This window comes from Streptomyces sp. CRN 30 (genome assembly GCF_034105845.1).
Genome location: NZ_JAVRHI010000124.1, coordinates 1 through 18,542, shown reverse-complemented (window position 1 = coordinate 18,542; position 18,542 = coordinate 1). Strand labels below are relative to the sequence as shown.

General features: G+C 74.9%; 18 protein-coding genes. 13 read left to right on the top strand and 5 right to left on the bottom strand.

From position 1 onward, the window contains the following. The first annotated feature begins 191 nt into the window (after positions 1-191). On the top strand, positions 192-1,505 hold the full coding sequence (locus tag UW392_RS11940; protein ID WP_320774906.1) for a hypothetical protein: 1,314 nt from the start codon (positions 192-194) through the stop codon (positions 1,503-1,505). A 134-nt stretch (positions 1,506-1,639) separates the two neighbouring features. After that, the gene (locus UW392_RS11935; RefSeq protein ID WP_320774905.1) at positions 1,640-1,843 is read left to right on the top strand and encodes a hypothetical protein; all 204 of its coding nucleotides are present in this window, start codon (positions 1,640-1,642) and stop codon (positions 1,841-1,843) included. Between the two features lie 94 nt (positions 1,844-1,937). Here UW392_RS11935 and UW392_RS11930 read toward each other — a convergent pair whose 3' ends face one another. Beyond that, entirely contained in the window at positions 1,938-2,810 is an 873-nt protein-coding gene (locus UW392_RS11930; protein ID WP_320774904.1) for a MaoC/PaaZ C-terminal domain-containing protein, read from the bottom strand. A gap of 138 nt (positions 2,811-2,948) precedes the next feature. On the opposite strand from UW392_RS11930, the gene UW392_RS11925 reads away from it, so the two are divergent. Next, positions 2,949-3,476, top strand: coding sequence for a LuxR C-terminal-related transcriptional regulator (locus UW392_RS11925; protein ID WP_320774903.1), 528 nt, complete (start codon positions 2,949-2,951; stop codon positions 3,474-3,476). A 21-nt stretch (positions 3,477-3,497) separates the two neighbouring features. Here the strand turns inward: UW392_RS11925 and UW392_RS11920 are convergent, their stop codons facing one another. Beyond that, positions 3,498-4,952 carry an MFS transporter gene (locus UW392_RS11920; protein ID WP_320774902.1) on the bottom strand — a complete coding sequence of 485 codons (1,455 nt, stop codon included), beginning with the start codon at positions 4,950-4,952 and terminating at the stop codon, positions 3,498-3,500. Positions 4,953-5,156: 204 nt separating this feature from the next. Here UW392_RS11920 and UW392_RS11915 point away from each other — a divergent pair, with 204 nt between their 5' ends. From UW392_RS11915 to UW392_RS11895, 5 genes are all read left to right on the top strand, one after another. Then, positions 5,157-6,671 (top strand): MFS transporter, encoded by a 1,515-nt coding sequence (locus UW392_RS11915; protein ID WP_320774901.1) that lies wholly within the window; start codon positions 5,157-5,159, stop codon positions 6,669-6,671. A gap of 119 nt (positions 6,672-6,790) precedes the next feature. Next, a complete protein-coding gene (locus UW392_RS11910) occupies positions 6,791-7,441 on the top strand; it encodes a class I SAM-dependent methyltransferase (protein WP_320774900.1) in 651 nt (216 codons plus the stop codon). Between the two features lie 88 nt (positions 7,442-7,529). Further along, positions 7,530-8,531, top strand: coding sequence for an N-acetylmuramoyl-L-alanine amidase (locus tag UW392_RS11905; protein WP_320774899.1), 1,002 nt, complete (start codon positions 7,530-7,532; stop codon positions 8,529-8,531). Between the two features lie 173 nt (positions 8,532-8,704). Beyond that, complete coding sequence (locus UW392_RS11900) at positions 8,705-9,577, top strand: DUF5336 domain-containing protein (RefSeq protein WP_320774898.1); 873 nt, start codon at positions 8,705-8,707, stop codon at positions 9,575-9,577. 148 nt (positions 9,578-9,725) lie between these two features. Next, positions 9,726-10,013 (top strand): hypothetical protein, encoded by a 288-nt coding sequence (locus UW392_RS11895; RefSeq protein WP_320774897.1) that lies wholly within the window; start codon positions 9,726-9,728, stop codon positions 10,011-10,013. A gap of 28 nt (positions 10,014-10,041) precedes the next feature. On the opposite strand, the gene UW392_RS11890 is transcribed toward UW392_RS11895, so the two are convergent. From UW392_RS11890 to UW392_RS11880, 3 genes are read right to left on the bottom strand one after another with little or no spacing between them, the layout of a single operon-like run. Beyond that, on the bottom strand, positions 10,042-11,112 hold the full coding sequence (locus UW392_RS11890; protein WP_320774896.1) for a prenyltransferase: 1,071 nt from the start codon (positions 11,110-11,112) through the stop codon (positions 10,042-10,044). Continuing rightward, positions 11,109-11,843, bottom strand: coding sequence for a class I SAM-dependent methyltransferase (locus UW392_RS11885; protein ID WP_320774895.1), 735 nt, complete (start codon positions 11,841-11,843; stop codon positions 11,109-11,111). Before UW392_RS11885 ends, UW392_RS11890 begins: the two co-directional genes overlap by 4 nt. Then, the gene (locus UW392_RS11880) at positions 11,837-13,261 is read right to left on the bottom strand and encodes a glycosyltransferase family 4 protein (protein WP_320774894.1); all 1,425 of its coding nucleotides are present in this window, start codon (positions 13,259-13,261) and stop codon (positions 11,837-11,839) included. Before UW392_RS11880 ends, UW392_RS11885 begins: the two co-directional genes overlap by 7 nt. Positions 13,262-13,508: 247 nt before the next feature. Between UW392_RS11880 and UW392_RS11875 the strand changes: the two genes are divergently transcribed. The 5 genes from UW392_RS11875 to UW392_RS11850 all read left to right on the top strand — a co-directional run. Further along, entirely contained in the window at positions 13,509-14,141 is a 633-nt protein-coding gene (locus UW392_RS11875; protein ID WP_320774893.1) for a TetR family transcriptional regulator, read from the top strand. A 400-nt stretch (positions 14,142-14,541) separates the two neighbouring features. Further along, the gene (locus tag UW392_RS11870; RefSeq protein WP_320774892.1) at positions 14,542-15,774 is read left to right on the top strand and encodes a prenyltransferase/squalene oxidase repeat-containing protein; all 1,233 of its coding nucleotides are present in this window, start codon (positions 14,542-14,544) and stop codon (positions 15,772-15,774) included. Further along, positions 15,771-16,493: an SCO2322 family protein gene (locus UW392_RS11865; protein ID WP_414495971.1), complete on the top strand. Its 723-nt coding sequence runs from the start codon at positions 15,771-15,773 to the stop codon at positions 16,491-16,493. Before UW392_RS11870 ends, UW392_RS11865 begins: the two co-directional genes overlap by 4 nt. Positions 16,494-16,540: 47 nt before the next feature. Beyond that, the gene (locus tag UW392_RS11855; protein WP_320774917.1) at positions 16,541-17,659 is read left to right on the top strand and encodes a CbiQ family ECF transporter T component; all 1,119 of its coding nucleotides are present in this window, start codon (positions 16,541-16,543) and stop codon (positions 17,657-17,659) included. Next, on the top strand, positions 17,656-18,542 hold an 887-nt coding region (locus UW392_RS11850; protein ID WP_320774891.1), incomplete at its 3' end, for an ABC transporter ATP-binding protein. The genes UW392_RS11855 and UW392_RS11850, both read left to right, overlap by 4 nt.

The following is an 18,542-nucleotide window of genomic DNA, read 5'->3' as shown; positions in this document are numbered from 1 at the left end:
GGCGGCCGTGGGGGCGGCCTTCCGACCGTTGCCGGGTCGCGGCGCTCCCCCACTGGTGCCCCCGGCAGCACACCGGCCCCTGTTTGCCCGGATGAACCGCGGCACGAACCCCCTTATGTGTGAAGAGGGTGCCTGCCGGTTCCACGCCCGCGCGTACGAAAACTAGCGTCGTAGCCGGAGGTGACCGAACGATGACGGTCAGTGAACCCGCCGGACCCGGTTGCGTGATCACCGCCGACGGGACGTACGCGGCACGCCTCGCACGCGCCGGCGAGTCCTGGTACCCGGAGCGCTGGACCCTGGACGGCCCCGAGCCCTACGCCGTGCCGCTGCCCGTGCACCAGCCGGAGGAGCCCGGCACCGAGGTGCACCCGATGGGCGACGGGCGCGTGCTGATCCACCGGGCCGCGAGCGGACGCCACATGTTCGCGCTGCTGTACCCGGCCGGCCCCGGGACAGGCGAACTGCCGCTCGGCGGGGTCGAGAACGGGGACCCCGCCGCCGAGCTGCGGCTGCTGCCCCCCGCGCCGTGCGGGGAGCGCGCGTACGCCCTCGCCGGCACCCCGCGGTCGACGGCGGTGTGGCTCGTGGTGGGCGGGCCGTTCGGTCCCGAGCAGCTGACGGAGGTGCCGGGGCGCTGCTCGGGCGGTGTGTGGCTGGACCGTACGGGACGGCTGCTCGCCCTGGACCAGTTCCTGGACGGCCGGACCAAGACGGTGGTGGTGGACCTGGAGCGGGGCGAGGTCTCCCCGCTGCTGCAGATCTCGGACCACAGCGACGACCGGCTGCTGCTCGCGGACCCCTACAGCGGACTCCTCGTGATCTGCTCGGACGCGCCGTCGCCGGGCCGCGCCCGCCTCGGCTGGGGCGTGCTGGGCAGCGCGCTGCCGGTCCGCTTCCCGGAGTGCCTGCGGCTGCGGGACTGCGCGGTGGCGCCGTTCGCGGTCCAGCCCGGGGAGGTACTGACCCCGGAGAGCTGCGCGGTGGCCCTGCGCATCGACAGCGCGGCGGGCAGCTGGGTGGGCGCCTGGCGGCCCGCCGAGGGCAGGGTGCACCACCTGCCGCCGCCGGAGGGGTGGTTGACCGGTGCCGGGTCGCTGACCAGGGACGGGGTGCTCTGTCTGCCGTACGCGACCCGGACGGCGCCGTGCGGCGTGGCCTGGGTGGTGGTGCCGGCCGGCGCGGTGGGGGCAGCGGGGCACGGCGGGGCACGAATGGGGGTGCCGACGGCGGGAGCGGGGCTCACGGCGGCGGGCATGGCCACCACGGGATTCCTGGGCGGCCCGGGGGGCCCGGGCGGCTGCCCGGTCGGTAGGGGACCGGCTCCGGTGCCCGCGCCGGTGTCGGGATCGGGCCCGGGGCCGGTGTCCGGGCACCCGCAGTCGGGACCGGGGCCGGGTACGGCAGCGCTTCCGGCCGCGGCGGAGCCCGCCGCCCCGCGGCCGGTGCCCTTGCAGGAGGCGCCGTTGCGGGGGCGGGTGGGCCCGGTGCCGGTGAACAGATGACACCGTGCGGCCGTACTCGACAGGGGTGGCGACAGGGTTGGCGACGGACGGCGGTGGGCGGCGTCGGAGCCGGCACCGGTCCCGATAAAATCACCCGCCTGTACGAACGAACTGCTGATGGGGGACCTTCGCAGATGAGCGACACGCACACCACGGAACGGCCAACCGCCCACGCGCAGCCGGGCACCCAGCTCCTCGACCAGGAACTGGACGCCCTGGGCCACGGACGGCACCGCGGCGAGATATGCGCCGAGGACAACGAGGCGGCACCGAGCGGGCGGCACCGCAGGGGCTCCGAGCGGGCCGAGGCGGCCGGCTCGGACGATTCGGCCGCCTGAGGCGACGCGACGCCGCACCGGCGGCGATGAACGGCACGGCCCCGCCCGTCGGACGGATCGACGGGCGGGGCCGTGCCGTTCGTCGCCGAGCCCCTCACCCGTGGGAGACGACGGTGTCGGCGAGCACCGGGGCGTCGTCCCGCTCCACCGCGGTCACCGACACCCGCACCCGTTCCACGCCGTCCCCCGTCCCCCAGATCCGGATGCGCAGGGTCTCGCCGGGGAAGGCGGGTCCGGCGAAGCGGGTGGCGTAGGCGTGGACCCGCGTCCCGTCCCCGCCGAGCAGCGTGTCGACGACCGCCTTCAGCGTGATCCCGTAGGTGCACAGGCCGTGCAGGACGGGGCGCTCGAAGCCGGCCCGCCGCGCGAAGCCGGGGTCCGCGTGCAGCGGGTTGAGGTCGCCGGAGAGCCGGTACAGCAGCGCCTGGTCCTCCCGTACGGGCCGCTCGACCACCCGGTCCGGCGGCCTCTCGGGCGGGGGCGGGAAACGGCGGGCGGACGGTCCGCGTCCGCCGCCCCAGCCGCCCTCCCCGCGTACGAAGATCCGGGCCTCCTCCGTCCACAGCGGCCCGTCCGCGTCGGCCGCCTCGGTGCGCAGCACGAGGACCGCCGCGTTCCCCTTGTCGCGGACGGCGGTGAGGCGCGAGGTGGCGACGGCCTCGCCCGCGACGGGGACCGGACGGTGCAGGACGAGCGTCTGGCCGCCGTGCAGCACCCGGGCCGGGTCGACGTCGACGCCGGGCACCGACAGACCGCGGATCACCCCCGGCTCCCCGGCGCCCGCGACGGTGGCGAAGCTGGGCAGGACGTGCAGCCGGGACTCCAGCGTGTAGCGCAGTTCACCGGGGTCGGTCGCGGGGACGCCGGCGCCGATGCCGAGGTGGTAGAGCTGGACGTCCTTGGGGGTCCAGGAGACGCCTGCGGACCGGGGCGGTGCCGCGAGGGCCGCGGCCACGTCGATGGGCATGGACTCCTCGTACCCGGCGGCGTCCGTTCCCAGTGACGTCCGTGCACGGCGGCGTCCGTTCCCAGTGACATCTGTCCTGCCCGGATCCGTACAAGCGCATCTGCCGTGGTCCGCCGTCCGGTCCGTACCGTCGTGGTCATGACGAAGAGGGACGGGGCACCCGCGGTGTCCTTCACGGGGGCGGTCAAGGCGTTCGGTGCCGTACGGGCCGTGGACGGGGTCGATCTGACCGTGGCACGCGGTGAGACGGTCGCGCTGCTCGGGCGGAACGGCGCCGGGAAGTCGACGACGATCCTTCGTGGCGGGCCGGTATCCGCGTCCCCTCCCGGTGGCCGAGGCATGGAGGCGGGCGCCGTCGGCTTCCTCGTCAAGGACGGGCCCGTGGAGGAGCTCGCCGAGGCCGTCCGCCGGGCGCTGGCCGGGGAGAGAGTGATCGACCCGGCCCTCGCGGCGGCCGCGCTGAGCGCCGGTCCCAGTCCGCTGACCGCCCGCGAGTGCGACGTCCTGAGGGCCTCCACGGACGGTGCGACCGTCGCCGACATCGCCGGGCGGCTGCACCTCTCCGAGTCGACCGTGCGCAACTACCTCTCGTCCGCCATCGGCAAGACGGCCACCCGCAACCGTATGGAGGCGGTGCGGGAGGCCCGCCATCAGGGGTGGCTGTAGGAGCCGTCGGCGGACGGGCGCTCAGTCCCGGTCGTCGTCGTCCCGCGGCAGCCACACCAGCATCAGCAGGGTCGCCGCGAACAGCACGACGCCGCCCGTGCGGAACACCAGGGCGTACCCGGCGGTGAGCGCCTCCGGTGCTGCCGCGTCGCCGCCCGTGGTGCGGGACGCCGCGACGGTCGACATGACGGCCAGGCCGAGCGAGCCGCCCATCGTGCGGGAGGTGTTGACCAGCCCGGAGACCAGTCCGGCGTCGCCCGGTGCCGCCCCGGACGTGGCGAGCGCGGCGAGGGGGGTGCCCGCCAGGCCGGCGCCCGTCATCATCAGGACGCCGGGGATCATGATGGCGGTCATGTACGCGCCGTCCGCCGTCATCGTCGACTGCCAGCCGAACCCGGCGGTGGAGACCAGCATGCCGAGCACCACGGCGTGCCGTGCCCCCAGCACCCGCATCAGCCGCGGCGCGAGCTTCGCGCCCAGCACCACCGCCAGGGAGCTCGGCATGCCGGCGAGTCCGGCCTCCAGCGGGGTGTAGCCGAGCACGTTCTGCGCGTACAGCGTCATGAAGTACCACATGCAGAAGGTCACCGAACCGGACAGCAGCATCGCCGTGTTCGCCGACGCCACCGACCTGATGCGGAGCAGCTTCGGCGGCATCAGGGGTGCCTTCGTGCGCGCCTCGGCGGCCAGGAAGGCGCCGAGCAGGGCCACTCCGGCGAGCAGCGGGAACAGCGCCGCGGCCTCCGTCCAGCCCACGGCCTCCGTCTGCACGATGCCGTACGCCAGCGTCGCGAGGCCCGCCGTCACCAGGACGGCGCCCGGCAGGTCCAGTCGCCGCCGGTCCCCGGCCCGGCTCTCCGACAGCCAGCGGACGGAGCCGGCGAGGATCACGGCGCCCACGGGGACGTTGATGAGCAGGACCCAGCGCCAGTCCAGGAAGTCGACGAGGACGCCGCCGACCAGTCCGCCCGCGGCTCCGCCGCCCGCGCCGACCGCCATCCAGGTCGCTATGGCACGCGCGCGGGCCGGTCCCTCCGGTACGGCCGCGGTGAGGAGCGTGAGCGTGGAGGGGGCGAGCACCGCGGCCCCCAGGCCCTGCGCGGCGCGGGCCGCGAGGAGCTGCCAGCCCTCCTGCGCGAGCCCGCCGCCCAGCGACGCCAGCGTGAAGAGGGTGAGCCCGACCAGGAACATCCGCTTGCGCCCGTAGAGGTCACCGGCCCGGCCGCCCAGCAGCATGAAACCGGCGAAGGCGATCGTGTACGCGTTCACCACCCACTGCAGTCCCGCTCCGCCGAGTCCCAGGTCGGCCCGTACGGAGGGCAGGGCCACGTTGACGACGGACACGTCCAGGACGACGAGGAACTGCCCGGAACAGGCGAGCGCCACCAACAGCCAGGTGGGCGGCGCGGTGCGGGCGGCGGAGTTCGAGGTTCTTCCGGCGGAGGACTCTTCGGGGGCTCGGAGCATGGGCGTCATGTTCTCAATCCGCGCTGCCCACCGGTATCGGCTTTCGCCTGCGCATGAAATGACGGGCCGTCAGTCCGTCAAGGCGAGGTCAAGAAATCGCCGGCGGCCCGAAGTGCCGCGCGTAGCGGAATAGTTGCCCGGAGAAACCGGGTTCACACTGCAAGTAACCCGTGCACGAGCCGCGCACCCCCTCACCCCACGGAAGGCCCCTAGATGACGCACACGACCTCGCAGCAGCCCACGCGGAGACCGGCCGGCGCGATCGTCCCGGTGCTGGCCTTCGCGGGCATCGTGGTCGCGGTCATGCAGACCCTGCTCGTGCCGGTCGTCAAGGACCTGCCCCAACTGCTGGGCACCTCAGCGGGCAACGCCACCTGGGTCCTGACGTCCACCCTGCTCTCCGGTGCCGTGGCCACACCGATCATGGGCCGGCTCGGCGACCTGTACGGCAAGCGGCGCATGCTGGTCGCCAGCCTGGCCGTGATGGTCCTCGGCTCGCTGGTCTGCGCGTTCACGAGTGAGCTGCTCGTCATGATCGTCGGCCGTGCCCTCCAGGGCTTCGCGATGGGCGCGATACCCCTCGGCATCGGCCTGATGCGCGACGAGCTGCCCCGCGAGCGGCTCGGCTCCGCGATGGCCCTGATGAGCTCCTCGATCGGGGTCGGCGGCGGGCTGGCGCTGCCGCTCGCCGCCCTCGTGGCGCAGCACACCGACTGGCACGTCCTCTTCCACCTCTCCGCCGTCCTCGGCGCGGTGGCGATCGCCCTCACCCTGTTCGCCGTACCGGAGTCGACGACGCGCGCGAACGGCTCGTTCGACGTGCTGGGCGCGCTGGGCCTCACCGCGGGACTGGTCCTCCTCCTGCTGCCGGTCACCAAGGGGAGCGACTGGGGCTGGACGTCCGCCACCACCCTGGGCCTGTTCGCCGCGGCCGTCGTCGTCCTGGCCGCGTGGGGCCTGCTGGAGCTGCGCGTCAAGGCTCCCCTCGTCGACCTGCGCACCACCGCCCGCCGCGAGGTGCTGCTCACCAACCTCGCCTCCATCATGGTCGGCGTCGCGTTCTACGTGGTCTCGCTGGTCCTGCCGCAGCTGCTCCAGCTGCCCGCCGCCACCGGGTACGGCCTCGGGCAGTCGATGGTGGTCGCGGGCCTGTGCGTGGCGCCGCTGGGCCTGACGATGATGTTCACCGCGCCGGTGTACGCCCGCCTGTCCGCGCGGTACGGCCCCAAGTGGACCCTCGTCCTCGGCCTGCTGATCATCGGGATCGGTTACGGCGCGGGCCTCGGCCTGATGAGCGCCGCCTGGCAGACCGTCCTCGTCTCGGTGGTGCTCGGCATCGGTATCGGCCTCGCCTACTCCTCGCTGCCCGCGCTGATCGTCGGCGCGGTCGACCCGGCCGAGACCGGTGCGGCCAACGGCCTCAACACCCTCATGCGTTCCATCGGCACCTCGGTGTCCAGCGCGGTCGTCGGCATGGTCCTCGCCGGCACCGCGCACCAGGTGGACGGCGTCGCGGTCCCCACCCTGCACGGCTTCCGTACCTCCTTCCTGATCGCCCTGGCGGCGGTCGCGGTCGGCCTCCTGCTGGCCCTCCTCCTCCCCCGCGGACGCTCGGCGCCCCGGCTGCGACTGCGGGCGAGCAGCGAGGAGGACGAGGCGCTGCGCCGGGCGCGGCGGACGGCGGCGCAGGCGACGGGGGCGCAGGCGGGCGACACCGTCAGGGCCTGACCCGTCGAGGACTGACTCGGGGGCTGACCCGTCGAGGACTGCCCCCGGCGCCGGTCCGGCCCGGGGGTGCGGCAGCATGGGGCGCGACCCTCGCACACGACCCGCCCCGGAGGAACCCCATGCCCACGGCGCCCGGCCCCGAGATCCTCGCCTCCTTCGAGGCCGCGCAGGGGTTCATGCCGACGGAGGAAGGGCTCGCCCTGTACACGGCGGCCGTCGAGGCGGGGCGGCTCGGGCTGCCCCTGCTGGAGGTGGGCACGTACTGCGGCCGCTCCACGATCCTGCTCGCCGACGCGGCCCGCCGGTCCGGGGTGCCCGCGATCACGGTGGACCACCACCGGGGCAGCGAGGAGCAGCAGCCGGGCTGGGAGTACCACGACCCGTCCACCGTGGACCCCGAGGTGGGGCTGATGGACACGCTCCCCGCCTTCCGGCGCACCCTGCTCCGGGCGGGCCTGGAGGACCACGTGGTCGCGATCGTGGGCCGTTCCCCGCAGGTGGCGGCCTTCTGGCGGACCCCGCTCGGCCTCGTCTTCGTCGACGGCGGGCACACCGACGAGCACGCCGGCGCCGACTACGAGGGCTGGGCCCCGCACGTCGCCGAGGGCGGTCTGCTCGTCATCCACGACGTGTTCCCGGACCCGGTGGACGAGTTCACCGGGCAGGCCCCCTACCGCGTCTACCTCAGGGCCCTCGCGTCCGGCGCCTTCGAGGAGGTCTCGGCGACGGACTCGCTGCGGGTGCTGCGGCGCACGGGGACCGGGATCTGACGGCCGGGCGCCTCCCGCCGGCGAGGGACGCCACCCGGGCGGCGCCCGCTCCCTGCGGGCCGGCGGACCGCGCCGTAAGGTGGCTGTCGTGTCGTACGTAGGCCCGGACTTCGAACCGGCTCCGCCCCGCCGCTCCGCCCTGCGCCGTCCGCTGACCGTCGCGGTGGCCGCGCTGGTGCCGGGGGCGCTGGCCGGATGGCTGCTGTGGCAGGTCACGGGCGATTCGGAGGGCTCGGCGGGGGCGGGCGGCGGTACGGCGGCGCCCGCGTCGTCGTCCGCGGCGGCCGCCCCCGCGCCGTCCGGGGAATCCGGGGAGCCGACGGCCGGCGACGGCGCGGACCCCACCCCCGCCGAGCCCACCCCTGCGGATTCCGCTCCCTCGGCTCCCTCCAGCGCCTCGGCGCCCGCCGCGTCCGGCCCCCTCAAGGGCAAGGTCGTCGTCGTCGACCCCGGCCACAACCCGGGCAACTTCGAGCACGCCACCGAGATCAACCGCCAGGTGGACATCGGGACGAACCGCAAGGAGTGCGACACCACCGGGACGGCGTCCGACGCCGGTTACCGGGAGGCCGACTTCACACTGGACGTGGCACGGCGGCTGCGCACCGCCCTGCAGCAGCAGGGCGCGACCGTGCGGTTCACGCAGGACGACGACCGGCCGTGGGGTCCCTGCGTCGACGAGCGGGCGCGCATCGGGAACGACGCCGGGGCCGACGCCGTCGTGTCGATCCACGCCGACGGCTCCGGGGCCGGCAACCGCGGCTTCCACGTGATCCTGCCGGGTGCCGTCCGGGCGGGCGGCGCCGACACCCGGGCCATCGTCGGCCCCTCGCGGGAGCTGGGCGCGCGCATCGCGGGCCGGTTCGTGGCCGTCACGGGCAGCGCGCCCGCCAACTACGTGGGCGACGGGACCGGTCTCGTCACCCGCGAGGACCTGGGCGGTCTCAACCTGTCGACGGTGCCCAAGGTCTTCATCGAGTGCGGGAACATGCGCGACAGCGCCGACCTGGTACTGCTGAGCAGCGGTGCCTGGCGGCAGAAGGCGGCGCAGGGGATCTCTGAGGGAATCGTGAGTTTCCTGCGGACGTAGCGGGCGAGATGGTGATCAGCGCGTCGATCCAGGCGGACAGCCTCAGGGGGCGGGAGATAAGGTCGTTCGTACGACGAGGGGCCAACCCCCGCGCTTCACACCTGGCCACCCGGCGACATGGTGTCAGCGACGCCTCCTCCACGGACGACGAGACGACTGACGAAGGACCTGAAGTGAATATCCGCTCCCTCACTAGAGGCGACGGCGTGGTGATCGGAGCAGCGGTGTTGCTGTTGATCGCGTCGTTCCTCAGCATCTACTCCATCGAAGGAGTTCCCGACGACACCTCCCTCCCGAACTCCTGGGAGAGTGGACCGGTGCTGTTCGGGGTGGTACTGGCCGGCATCATCGGCGCCGCGCTCGTCGTCGTCGCCCGGGGGCTGCCGCGGGTGCCCAAGGTCGCCGGACTGGACCTGGCCCCGCTCGGTGTCGCGTTCACGGTCTTCGCCGCGTGGAGCGCCCTCGGCAACGTCTTCGACCCGGCCGGCGGTGCCAACAACGTCGGAGCCACCTCCAGCGACGGTCCCGGCGCGGGCGTGGGCCTGATCCTCGCGCTCGTCGCCACTCTGCTCATGGCCGCCGCGGCCGTGGCCACCCCCCTCGTCCCGGCCCTGAAGGCCCCCCTCATCGGCGCCCCCCGCCCGCAGGCGCCGCAGCCGTACGGTGCGCAGCCGCCCGCCGGCTACGGCTACCCGGGCGCCCCGCAGCCGGGCCAGCCCTACGGCGCCCAGCCGGGCCAGCCCGGTCAGCCCTTCGGCACCCAGCCGCCGCAGCACCAGCAGCAGGCCCAGGCCCCGCAGGGGCAGGCGCCCCAGGGACAGGCGCCGCAGGCGCAGCCCGCGCCGAGCGACTTCTCCCCGTTCTGGTTCGCCGTGCCGGTGCCGCGTCCGCTGTTCGCGGAGGACGGCTCGCAGAACACCATCGCCGAACTCGCCCCGGGCACCTGGTACCTGGCCGTCGAGCAGCGCGGCCCGAACCTGGTCGCCCAGACGCAGGACGGCCGCCGCGGTGTCCTCCAGGACACCAGCGGCATCCAGCGCGGCTGACGGCCGACGCGCCCGCGCCCACCGCACGGCCCCTCGTCCCTCCCGGGCGGGGGGCCGTTGCCGTACCGTCACCAACGGCCGCTCCCGCAGAGCGAGTTGAGCCGGACCGTACGGGTTTCAAGCAGGCGCCCCCGGCAACACGGAGCGCATGTCACCTCGCTATCGCACCAACCAGGCCGGGAGAATCATCGCGGTCGTCGCGGACGTCGTGGCCGCCATCATCGTCCTCTGGATCCTGATGTACCTGCTGGACGCCAACCGCGCGAACGACTTCGTGCAGTTCGTCCACGAGACGGCCCGCTGGCTCGCCGGCTGGTCCCACGACCTGTTCACCTTCGACGAGGAGTGGGCACGGGTCGTCACCGGGTACGGGCTCGCCGCGGTCGTCTACCTCGCGATCGGGCACGCCATCGCGGGCCGCACCTCGCGGCACTGACGCACCTGGCGGTACCGGCCCCGGGTCCTCAGCCGCAGCAGTCCGTCTCCAGGCCCCACGGGAGGCGGTCGCCGCCGAAGACGGCGCAGGTGGGCTCGTCGCCGCCGAGGGCCGCCACGGCCAGCAGGAGCGAGCCCGCCGTCCAGGAGGTGAGCTCCTCGGGCCAGACCGCCCCGTCCTCGAAGACGTAACCGGTCCAGTACAGGCCCGACTCCGCGTCGCGCAGGTGCTGGACCGACTGGAGTATCTCCAGCGCGCGGTCGGACTCGCCCGTCGCCCAGAGCGCCAGGGCGAGTTCGGCGGACTCGCCGCCCGTCACCCACGGGTTGGGGTCCACGCAGCGCACCCCGAGCCCGGGGACGACGAAGCGGTCCCAGCCCTCCTCGATGCGGGACTTGGCCTCCGGGCCGGTCAGCGCGCCGCCCAGCACCGGGTAGTACCAGTCCATCGAGTAGCGGCCCTTGTCGAGGAACCGCTCGGGGTGGCGCCGCAGGGCGTGCCGCAGCGTGCCGGCCGCCAGTTCCCAGTCGGGCTGCGGCTCCTCGCGCTGCTCGGCGATGGCGAGCGCGCAGCGCAACGCGTGGTGCACGGAGGAGGAACCGGTCAGGAGCGCGTCGGTCGCGGACGTGCCGTCGTCGTCGCGGCGCCACCCGATCTGGCCGCCCGGCTGCTGCAGCGCCAGCACGAACTCGACCGCCGCGTAGACGGTCGGCCACATGGTCTCGAGGAAGGCCTCGTCGCCGGTGGCCAGGTAGTGGTGCCACACGCCGACGGCCACGTAGGCGACGAAGTTGGTCTCCCGGCCCCGGTCGGTGACGTCGCCGGCGTCGCCGTCGGCGTAGGCCGCGTACCAGGAGCCGTCGCCGTTCTGGTGCCGGCGCAGCCACGCGTACGCCCGCCCGGCCGCCTCGTGCTCCCCGGCCGCGTCCAGCGCCATCGCGGCCTCGACGTGGTCCCAGGGGTCGAGGTGGTGCCCGCGGAACCACGGGATCGCGCCGTCCTCCCGCTGCACGGCGAGGATGCCGCGCACCGTCGCGGCGGCCTGCTCGGCGGTGAGGACCCCGGGCAGGACGAGGTGCTCGGTGCGGGGAGTGGTCACTCGGCGTCCACGCGCGGCAGGTGCGGCTTGGTCGCGTAGGCCACGAAGCTCTTGCCGATGAGGGGGTTCAGGGCCTGCTCGGCGACCCGCGTCGCGAGCGGCTTCTTCATGATGTCCCAGACCAGGAGCTTGTGGTACGCCTTCACCGGCAGCGCCTTGTCGTTGTCGACACCGAACGCGCACTTCAGCCACCAGTACGGCGAGTGCAGCCCGTGCGCGTGGTGGGAGCCGTACGGGCGCAGGCCGGCCTCGCGCATCTTGCGCAGCAGTTCGTCGGCCTTGTAGATGCGGATGTGGCCGCCCTCGACCTCGTGGTACGCGTCGGAGAGCGCCCAGCAGACCTTCTCCGGGCCGTAGCGGGGCACGGTGACCGCTATCCGGCCGCCCGGCTTGAGCACGCGCACCATCTCCGCGAGCACGCCCTTGTCGTCGGGGATGTGCTCCATGACCTCGGAGATGATCACGACGTCGAAGGAGGCGTCGGGGAAGGGCAGCGCGAGGGCGTCGCCCTCCATGGCGGTGGCCGTCGCCCCGGCCGGGGCCTCACCGGCCTCCTCCATCGCCGCGAACCACTTGGCGACCTCGCGGATCTCCTCGCCGTTCCGGTCCAGCGCCACCACCCGCGCGCCGCGCCGGTAGGCCTCGAAGGCGTGCCGGCCCGCCCCGCACCCGAGGTCCAGGACGCGGTCGCCCGGGGCGAGCGGGAACCGGGAGAAGTCGACGGTCAGCACGTGGCCCTGCCTTTGGGATCGGGGTGGGGGTCGGTCACTGTCACGGCTTCGGGCACGGGCGGGAACACGGGCGCGGCCGCGGTCACGCGGGCCGTCCCCCCGGCGCGGGCGATCGCCTCGCGGTACCGGGCCACCGTGCCCTCCGCCGCCTTCGCCCAGGTGAAGCGGGCCAGTACCCGCTCCCGTCCGGCCGCGCCGAGCCGGGCCCGCAGCCTTGCGTCGCCCAGCAGCCGGCCGAGGGCGGTGGCCAGCGCGCCCGCGTCACCGGGCGGCACCGCGAGGCAGGTCTCCCCGTCGGGCCCCGCGACCTCCGGGATCGCCCCGCCCGTGGTGGCGACCAGGGGTGTGCCGGTGGCCATGGCCTCCGCGGCGGGCAGCGAGAACCCCTCGTACAGCGAGGGCACGCAGGCGATCTCGGCCGACCGCACCAGGTCGACCAGTTCGGCGTCGGAGATGCCCTTCACGAACTCGACGGCGCCCTCGAGCCCGTACCGTTCGATGGCCTGCGCGACGGGCCCGTCCTCGGCCCGCCTGCCGACGACGACGAGGTGGGCGCCGGGGTGTTCGGTGCGTATCTTGGCGAGCGCCTCGACCAGGAAGACCAGGCCCTTGAGCGGCACGTCGGCGCTGGAGGTGGTGACGATCCGGCCCGGCACCTGCGGCACGGACGCATCGGGCGAGAAGAGGTCGGTGTCGGCGCCGATGTGCACGACGTGCACCCGGTCCGGCCGTACGCCCAGGTGGTCGACGATCTCCTGGCGGGAGCTGCCGGAGACGGTGAGCACCGAGGGCAGCCTGCGCGCCACCCGCTTCTGCATGCGGGTGAACGCGTACCAGCGGCGCAGCGACATCCGCCGCTTCCAGGTGGGGGCCGCGTCGAGCTCGAGGCGCCGGTCCACGGTGATGGGGTGGTGGATGGTGGTGACGAGCGGGGCGCCGAGGTCACCCAGCAGCCCGTAGCCGAGCGTCTGGTTGTCGTGGACGACGTCGAACCGCCCGCGCAGGGCGCGCAGATGGCGGCGGGCCCGCAGCGAGAAGGTCAGCGGCTCGGGGAAACCGCCGGTCCACATGGTGCCGACCTCGAGGGCGTCGATCCAGTCGCGGTACTCGTCGCGCCCGGGGTTGCGGAAGGGGTCGGGCTGGCGGTACAGGTCGAGGCTGGGCAGCTCGGTGAGGGACGGTCCGGCGCCCGCGGTGCCGTCGGCCTCGACCTCGTCGAGCACGGGGTACGGCTGGGCGCCGATGACCTCGACGCGGTGACCGAGGCGGACGAGTTCGCGGGAGAGGTGCCGTACGTAGACGCCCTGGCCGCCGCAGAAAGGGTTCCCCTTGTAGGTGAGGAGCGCGATGTCGAGCGGTCGCATGCCGTCGGCGGCCAGACCCTCCCGGGGACCCGCCTCCCTGGCGTCAGCGGTCACTCCGGCCCCCTTCTCCCTGCACGTCCCGCGAGCGTACGACGGGCACCGATCTAGAACAAGTTTCAGACTCGAACGTTCAGGACACGTTGAATCTACCCGCAGGTAAGTCCGCCGTGAGCAGCGGCTCGGGTGATTCGCGCCACCCCTTCGCACCCTGCCATCCTGACTCCTCGCTGCCCCTCGCCGATCGTCACGAAACGGGACCCGAGCCTCGGAGGCCAAGGTGGAAGCCAGTACCGCAGCCCAGGTGGAAGCCAGTACCGCGGACCGGCCGGACGGCGGGAGCGCGCGGCCCGCCGCGGCCCCGCTCACCGAGCGGCAGGAGGCCCGCCGGCGCCGCATCCTGGAGGCGAGCACGGAGCTGGCGAGCCGGGGCGGGTTCGACGCCGTGCAGATGCGCGAGGTCGCGGAGCTCTCCCAGGTCGCGCTCGGCACCCTGTACCGCTACTTCCCCTCCAAGATCCACCTGCTGGTCGCCACCATGGGGGACCAGCTGGAGCGCATGCACGGCACGCTGCGCAAGCGGCCGCCGACCGGCGGGACACCGGCGCAGCGGGTGGCGGAGACCCTGATGCGCGCCTTCCGCGCGCTGCAGCGCGATCCGCTGCTGGCCGACGCCATGGTCCGCGCCCTGATCTTCGCGGACCGCGGCGCGAGCGCCGAGGTCGACCTCGTCTACCGCCGGACGACCGCGATCGTCCTGGACGCGATGGGCGGGCCGGACCCCACCCCCGGCCAGCTGGCCGCGGTCCGCGTCGTCGAGCACACCTGGCACTCCGCCCTCATCACCTGGCTCTCCGGCCGCGCCTCCATCGACCAGGTCAGGGCCGACGTCGAGACGGCGTGCCGGCTGATCGACCCGGTGCCGGCGCACGATTGACGGCCGCTGCCGCCTCCCCGGCCCGGGTCCGGTACGGCACGGGCTCCGAGCGGCCGTGCGCGTCACCGGCCCGTCCCCGGGGCATGGGCCGTCCATGGCCACGTCCGCACGTCCGCCCCGGTCCCCCGGCCACCGCTCGGGGTCCCGATCACGGGCCGGTAGAGTGGCCGGGTCGTCATCGCGCCCGTACGGGGGGAAGCCGGTACGAAACCGGCACGGACCCGCGCCCCTGAACCGTGACCTTCGCATCGCTCGCGGTGCGCCGGACCGCCCCGGTGGGCAGGTGACCGGCTCGCGCCACCGGCAGTCCGCCGGTGGCACCGTCGAGGAACGCGGAGCCGAGCCGTCCGGGGTGTCCCGTGGGGCCCGGCTCCCCGCACTGGAGAGGCTCCCGCCGACCATGAACGTTCGCCGCACCGCCGCGGTCCTGGCCGTCACCGCCGTCCTCGGCGCGGCCGCAGCGCCCGCCGTCGCCGACGACGCGTCCCCGTCGCCCTCGCCCTCCGTGGCGATACCGTCCGGGCTGTACGGCGACACCGACCCGGCGTACGACGGGGTCTGGCGCCAGTCCCTCGCCCTGACGGCCCAGGACCTCGTGGGCGAGAAGCCCGCCGCGCAGGCCGTGGACTGGCTGGTGGGGCAGCAGTGCTCCGACGGGGCGTTCCCCGCGTACCGCGCCGACACCACGGCCCAGTGCGATGCTCAGACGCAGGTCGACACGAACAGCACGGCGGCGGCCGTCCAGGCCCTCGCGGCGCTCGGCGGGCACGACGCCGAGACCGTCCACGCCCTGCGCTGGCTGAAGGACGCCCAGAACGACGACGGCGGCTGGGGCTACACCACGAACGGGCCGAGCGACGCCAACTCCACCTCCGTCGTCATCGGCGCCCTCGCGGCCGTCGGCGACGACCCGGAGGAACAGCGCAGCGCCGAGGGCAACACCCCGTACGACGCCCTGCGCGCCCTGGCCGTGCCCTGCGGCGAGGAGGACGGCGGCGCCTTCGCCTACCAGCCGGACGCGAAGGGCGCGCTGACGGCGAACGCCGACGCCACCGCGGCCGCCGTCCTCGGCAGCCTCGGCAAGGGCTTCGCGCCCGGGGCCGGCGAGTCCGGTGCGGCCGGCGCCGCCGAGTGCGTCGACGGTGACGACGCCTCCCCCGCGGACGCGGCCCGGGGCGGCGCCGCCCACCTCACCGAGGCGATGGCGAAGGACGGCTACCTGACGTCCGTCCTCCCCGGCGCCGAGGACCAGCCCGACTACGGCAACACCGCCGACGCGGTCGTCGCGCTCGCCGCCGCGGGGGCGACCGGGGACACCGCCGAGCCCCTGGCCCGGCTCAAGGAGCACGGGCCGGCGTGGGCCGCCGGGGCGGGCCCGGCCGCGTACGCCCAGCTGGTCTTCGCCGCCCACGCCACCGGCACCGACCCGCGCGACTTCGGCGGCACGGACCTGGTGAAGGCGCTGAACGCGACCGGCCCGCAGCCGGAGGCGGCCGAGTCCGCCGCCGCCGAGGAGACGTCGGAGGAGGACGGCTCGGCCCTCGGCATCACGCTGATCGTCGCGGCGTTCCTGGTCGCCGGCCTCGGCATCGGCATCTTCCTCAGCCTCCGCGGCAGGAAGCGGCGGCCGTGATCCGCCCCGGTACAGCCCTGCGCACGGCCCGCCGCGCGTCCGTCCTGCTGCCGGTCCTGGCCGCGCTCCTCGCCGCGTTCGTACTCGGCGGCGCGGGCGAGGCCCGGGCCGCCGACTACCGCTACTGGTCGTTCTGGGAGCGGGACGGGCAGGGCGGCGACGCGGCGTGGACGTTCGCGACACAGGGCCCGTCGACGGCACGGCCCGCCGACGGGAGCGTGCAGGGCCTGCGGTTCGCCGTCACCGCGAACGCGGACGACGCCGCGCAGCCGCGCGGCACCGCGGACTTCACCGCCATCTGCGCCGCGACGCCCGGCCGGGCGGACCACAAGCGGGTCGCCCTCGTCGTCGACTTCGGTACGACGGCGGACGCCCCGGACGGCGAGACGCCTCCGAAGGCCCGGACCGTCTGCGCCCGCGTCCCCGAGGACGCGACGACCGCGGACGCCCTGGCCGCGGTCGCGGGACCGCTGCGCTACGACTCAGGCGCCCTGCTGTGCGCGATCGCCGGCTATCCGGAGAGCGGCTGCGGCGAGCCGGTCACGGCGTCGGAGGGGAAGGGGGACACCGCGACGGACGCCTCCCCCGCGCCCTCCGGCGAGGCGTCGTCCGCCGAGGACGGACCGGGCCCGTCCGCCGGCCTGCTCGTGGGCGTGGGCGCGGTGGCGGTGCTGGCCGCAGCAGCGGTGTGGCGGTCCAGGCGGCGGCGCAGGGGCTGAGGGACGTGGCAGGTCGTCGTGGCAGCGGCACCGGGGAGCCGACGTCCGTGCCGGTGTCCGCCCCGGGACCGGCACGGACGCCCCGCCGCACCGTCCACCCCGGGGCCTGGTGGCTCTGGGCGCTCGGTCTCGGCACCGCCGCCTCCCGCACCACCAACCCGCTCCTCCTCGGCCTCCTCGTCGCGGTCGCGGGCTACGTCGTGGCCACCCACCGCACGGACGCCCCCTGGTCCCGCTCGTACGCCGCCTTCGTCCGGCTGGCGCTCGCCGTGCTGCTCGTCCGCCTCTTCTTCGCGGTCTTCCTCGGCTCCCCGATCCCCGGCTCCCACACGCTCCTCACCCTCCCCGAGGTCCCGTTGCCGGACTGGGCGCAGGGCGTGCGGCTCGGCGGCCGGGTCACCGCCGAGGGCCTGCTCTTCGCGCTGTACGACGGTCTGAAGCTGGCCACGCTGCTGATCTGCGTGGGCGCCGCGAACGCCCTCGCCAACCCGGCGCGGCTGCTGAAGTCACTGCCGGGCGCGCTGTACGAGGCGGGGGTCGCGGTGGTGGTGGCGATGACGTTCGCCCCGCACCTCGTCGCCGACGTACGACGGCTGCGGGCGGCCCGCCGGCTGCGCGGGCGCCCGGACCGGGGGCTACGCGGACTGGCGCAGGTCGCGCTGCCGGTACTGGAGGGCGCGCTGGAGCGGTCGGTGGCGCTGGCGGCGGCGATGGACGCGCGCGGGTACGGCAGGACGGCGAAGGTGGCGCCCGCGGTACGCCGGACGACGGCCGCGCTGACACTGGGCGGACTGCTCGGGGTGTGCGCGGGCACGTACGGCGTGCTCACCGCCGAGGGCGGCGGCTACGGACTGCCCGTGCTGCTCGCCGGGCTCGCCGCCGCGGTCGCGGGACTGTGGCTGGGCGGCCGCCGCTCGCCGCGCACCCGCTACCGGCCGGACACCTGGGGCGTACGGGCCTGGCTGGTGGCCGGGTCCGGGATCGCGGTGGCGGCCCTCATGGTCGCGTACGCCTCCCACGACCCGGCGGCGCTGCACCCCGGCGTCGTCCCCCTGACCGCGCCGGAACTGCCGCTGTGGCCGGCGGCGGCGGTCCTGCTCGGGCTGCTGCCGGCGTTCGTCGTGCCACAGCCGCCCCGCGACACCCCACTGAAGGAACCCGCATGATCCGCTTCGAGGATGTCTCCGTGACGTACGACGGGGCGGAAGCACCCACCGTCACCGGCGTGGACCTCGAGGTCCCCGAGGGCGAACTCGTCCTGCTGGTGGGCCCGTCCGGGGTGGGCAAGTCGACCGTGCTGGGCGCGGTGAGCGGGCTGGTGCCGCACTTCACGGGCGGCACCCTGCGCGGCCGCGTCACCGTGGCGGGCCGCGACACCCGAACCCACAAGCCGCGCGAGCTCGCCGACGTGGTCGGCACGGTCGGCCAGGACCCGCTCTCCCACTTCGTGACGGACACCGTCGAGGAGGAGCTCGCCTACGGCATGGAGTCGCTGGGCCTCGCCCCCGACGTGATGCGCAGACGGGTGGAGGAGACCCTCGACCTGCTGGGCCTGGCCGGGCTGCGGGACCGCCCCATCGCCACCCTCTCGGGCGGCCAGCAGCAGCGCGTCGCGATCGGCTCCGTCCTCACCCCGCACCCGAGGGTGCTGGTCCTGGACGAGCCGACGTCCGCGCTGGACCCGGCCGCCGCGGAGGAGGTACTGGCCGTGCTCCAGCGGCTCGTGCACGACCTGGGCACGACCGTGCTGATGGCCGAGCACCGGCTGGAGCGCGTGGTCCAGTACGCGGACCGGGTGGCGCTGCTGCCGGCCCCGGGCGCGGCCCCGGTGCTGGGCACCCCGGCGGAGGTGATGGCCGTCTCCCCGGTGTTCCCGCCGGTGGTGGACCTCGGGCGGCTGGCCCACTGGTCCCCGCTGCCGCTGACGGTACGGGACGCCCGGCGCCGGGCGGGCGGGCTGCGGGAGCGGCTGACGACAGCGGCACCGGACGGGACCTCCGGCGCCGGTACCACCGCCGACGCCGACACCGGTGCGGCCCCGCCGCCCCC

Excerpts from the sequence above, each read along its gene's own strand:
- UW392_RS11895 (WP_320774897.1), top strand. The coding sequence starts at position 9,726 with ATGTCACCTCGCTATCGCACCAACCAGGCCGGGAGAATCATCGCGGTC.
- UW392_RS11940 (WP_320774906.1), top strand. The coding sequence starts at position 192 with ATGACGGTCAGTGAACCCGCCGGACCCGGTTGCGTGATCACCGCCGAC.
- UW392_RS11910 (WP_320774900.1), top strand. The coding sequence starts at position 6,791 with ATGCCCACGGCGCCCGGCCCCGAGATCCTCGCCTCCTTCGAGGCCGCG.
- UW392_RS11935 (WP_320774905.1), top strand. The coding sequence starts at position 1,640 with ATGAGCGACACGCACACCACGGAACGGCCAACCGCCCACGCGCAGCCG.
- UW392_RS11925 (WP_320774903.1), top strand. The coding sequence starts at position 2,949 with ATGACGAAGAGGGACGGGGCACCCGCGGTGTCCTTCACGGGGGCGGTC.
- UW392_RS11870 (WP_320774892.1), top strand. The coding sequence starts at position 14,542 with ATGAACGTTCGCCGCACCGCCGCGGTCCTGGCCGTCACCGCCGTCCTC.
- UW392_RS11920 (WP_320774902.1), bottom strand. The coding sequence starts at position 4,952 with ATGACGCCCATGCTCCGAGCCCCCGAAGAGTCCTCCGCCGGAAGAACC.
- UW392_RS11915 (WP_320774901.1), top strand. The coding sequence starts at position 5,157 with ATGACGCACACGACCTCGCAGCAGCCCACGCGGAGACCGGCCGGCGCG.
- UW392_RS11930 (WP_320774904.1), bottom strand. The coding sequence starts at position 2,810 with ATGCCCATCGACGTGGCCGCGGCCCTCGCGGCACCGCCCCGGTCCGCA.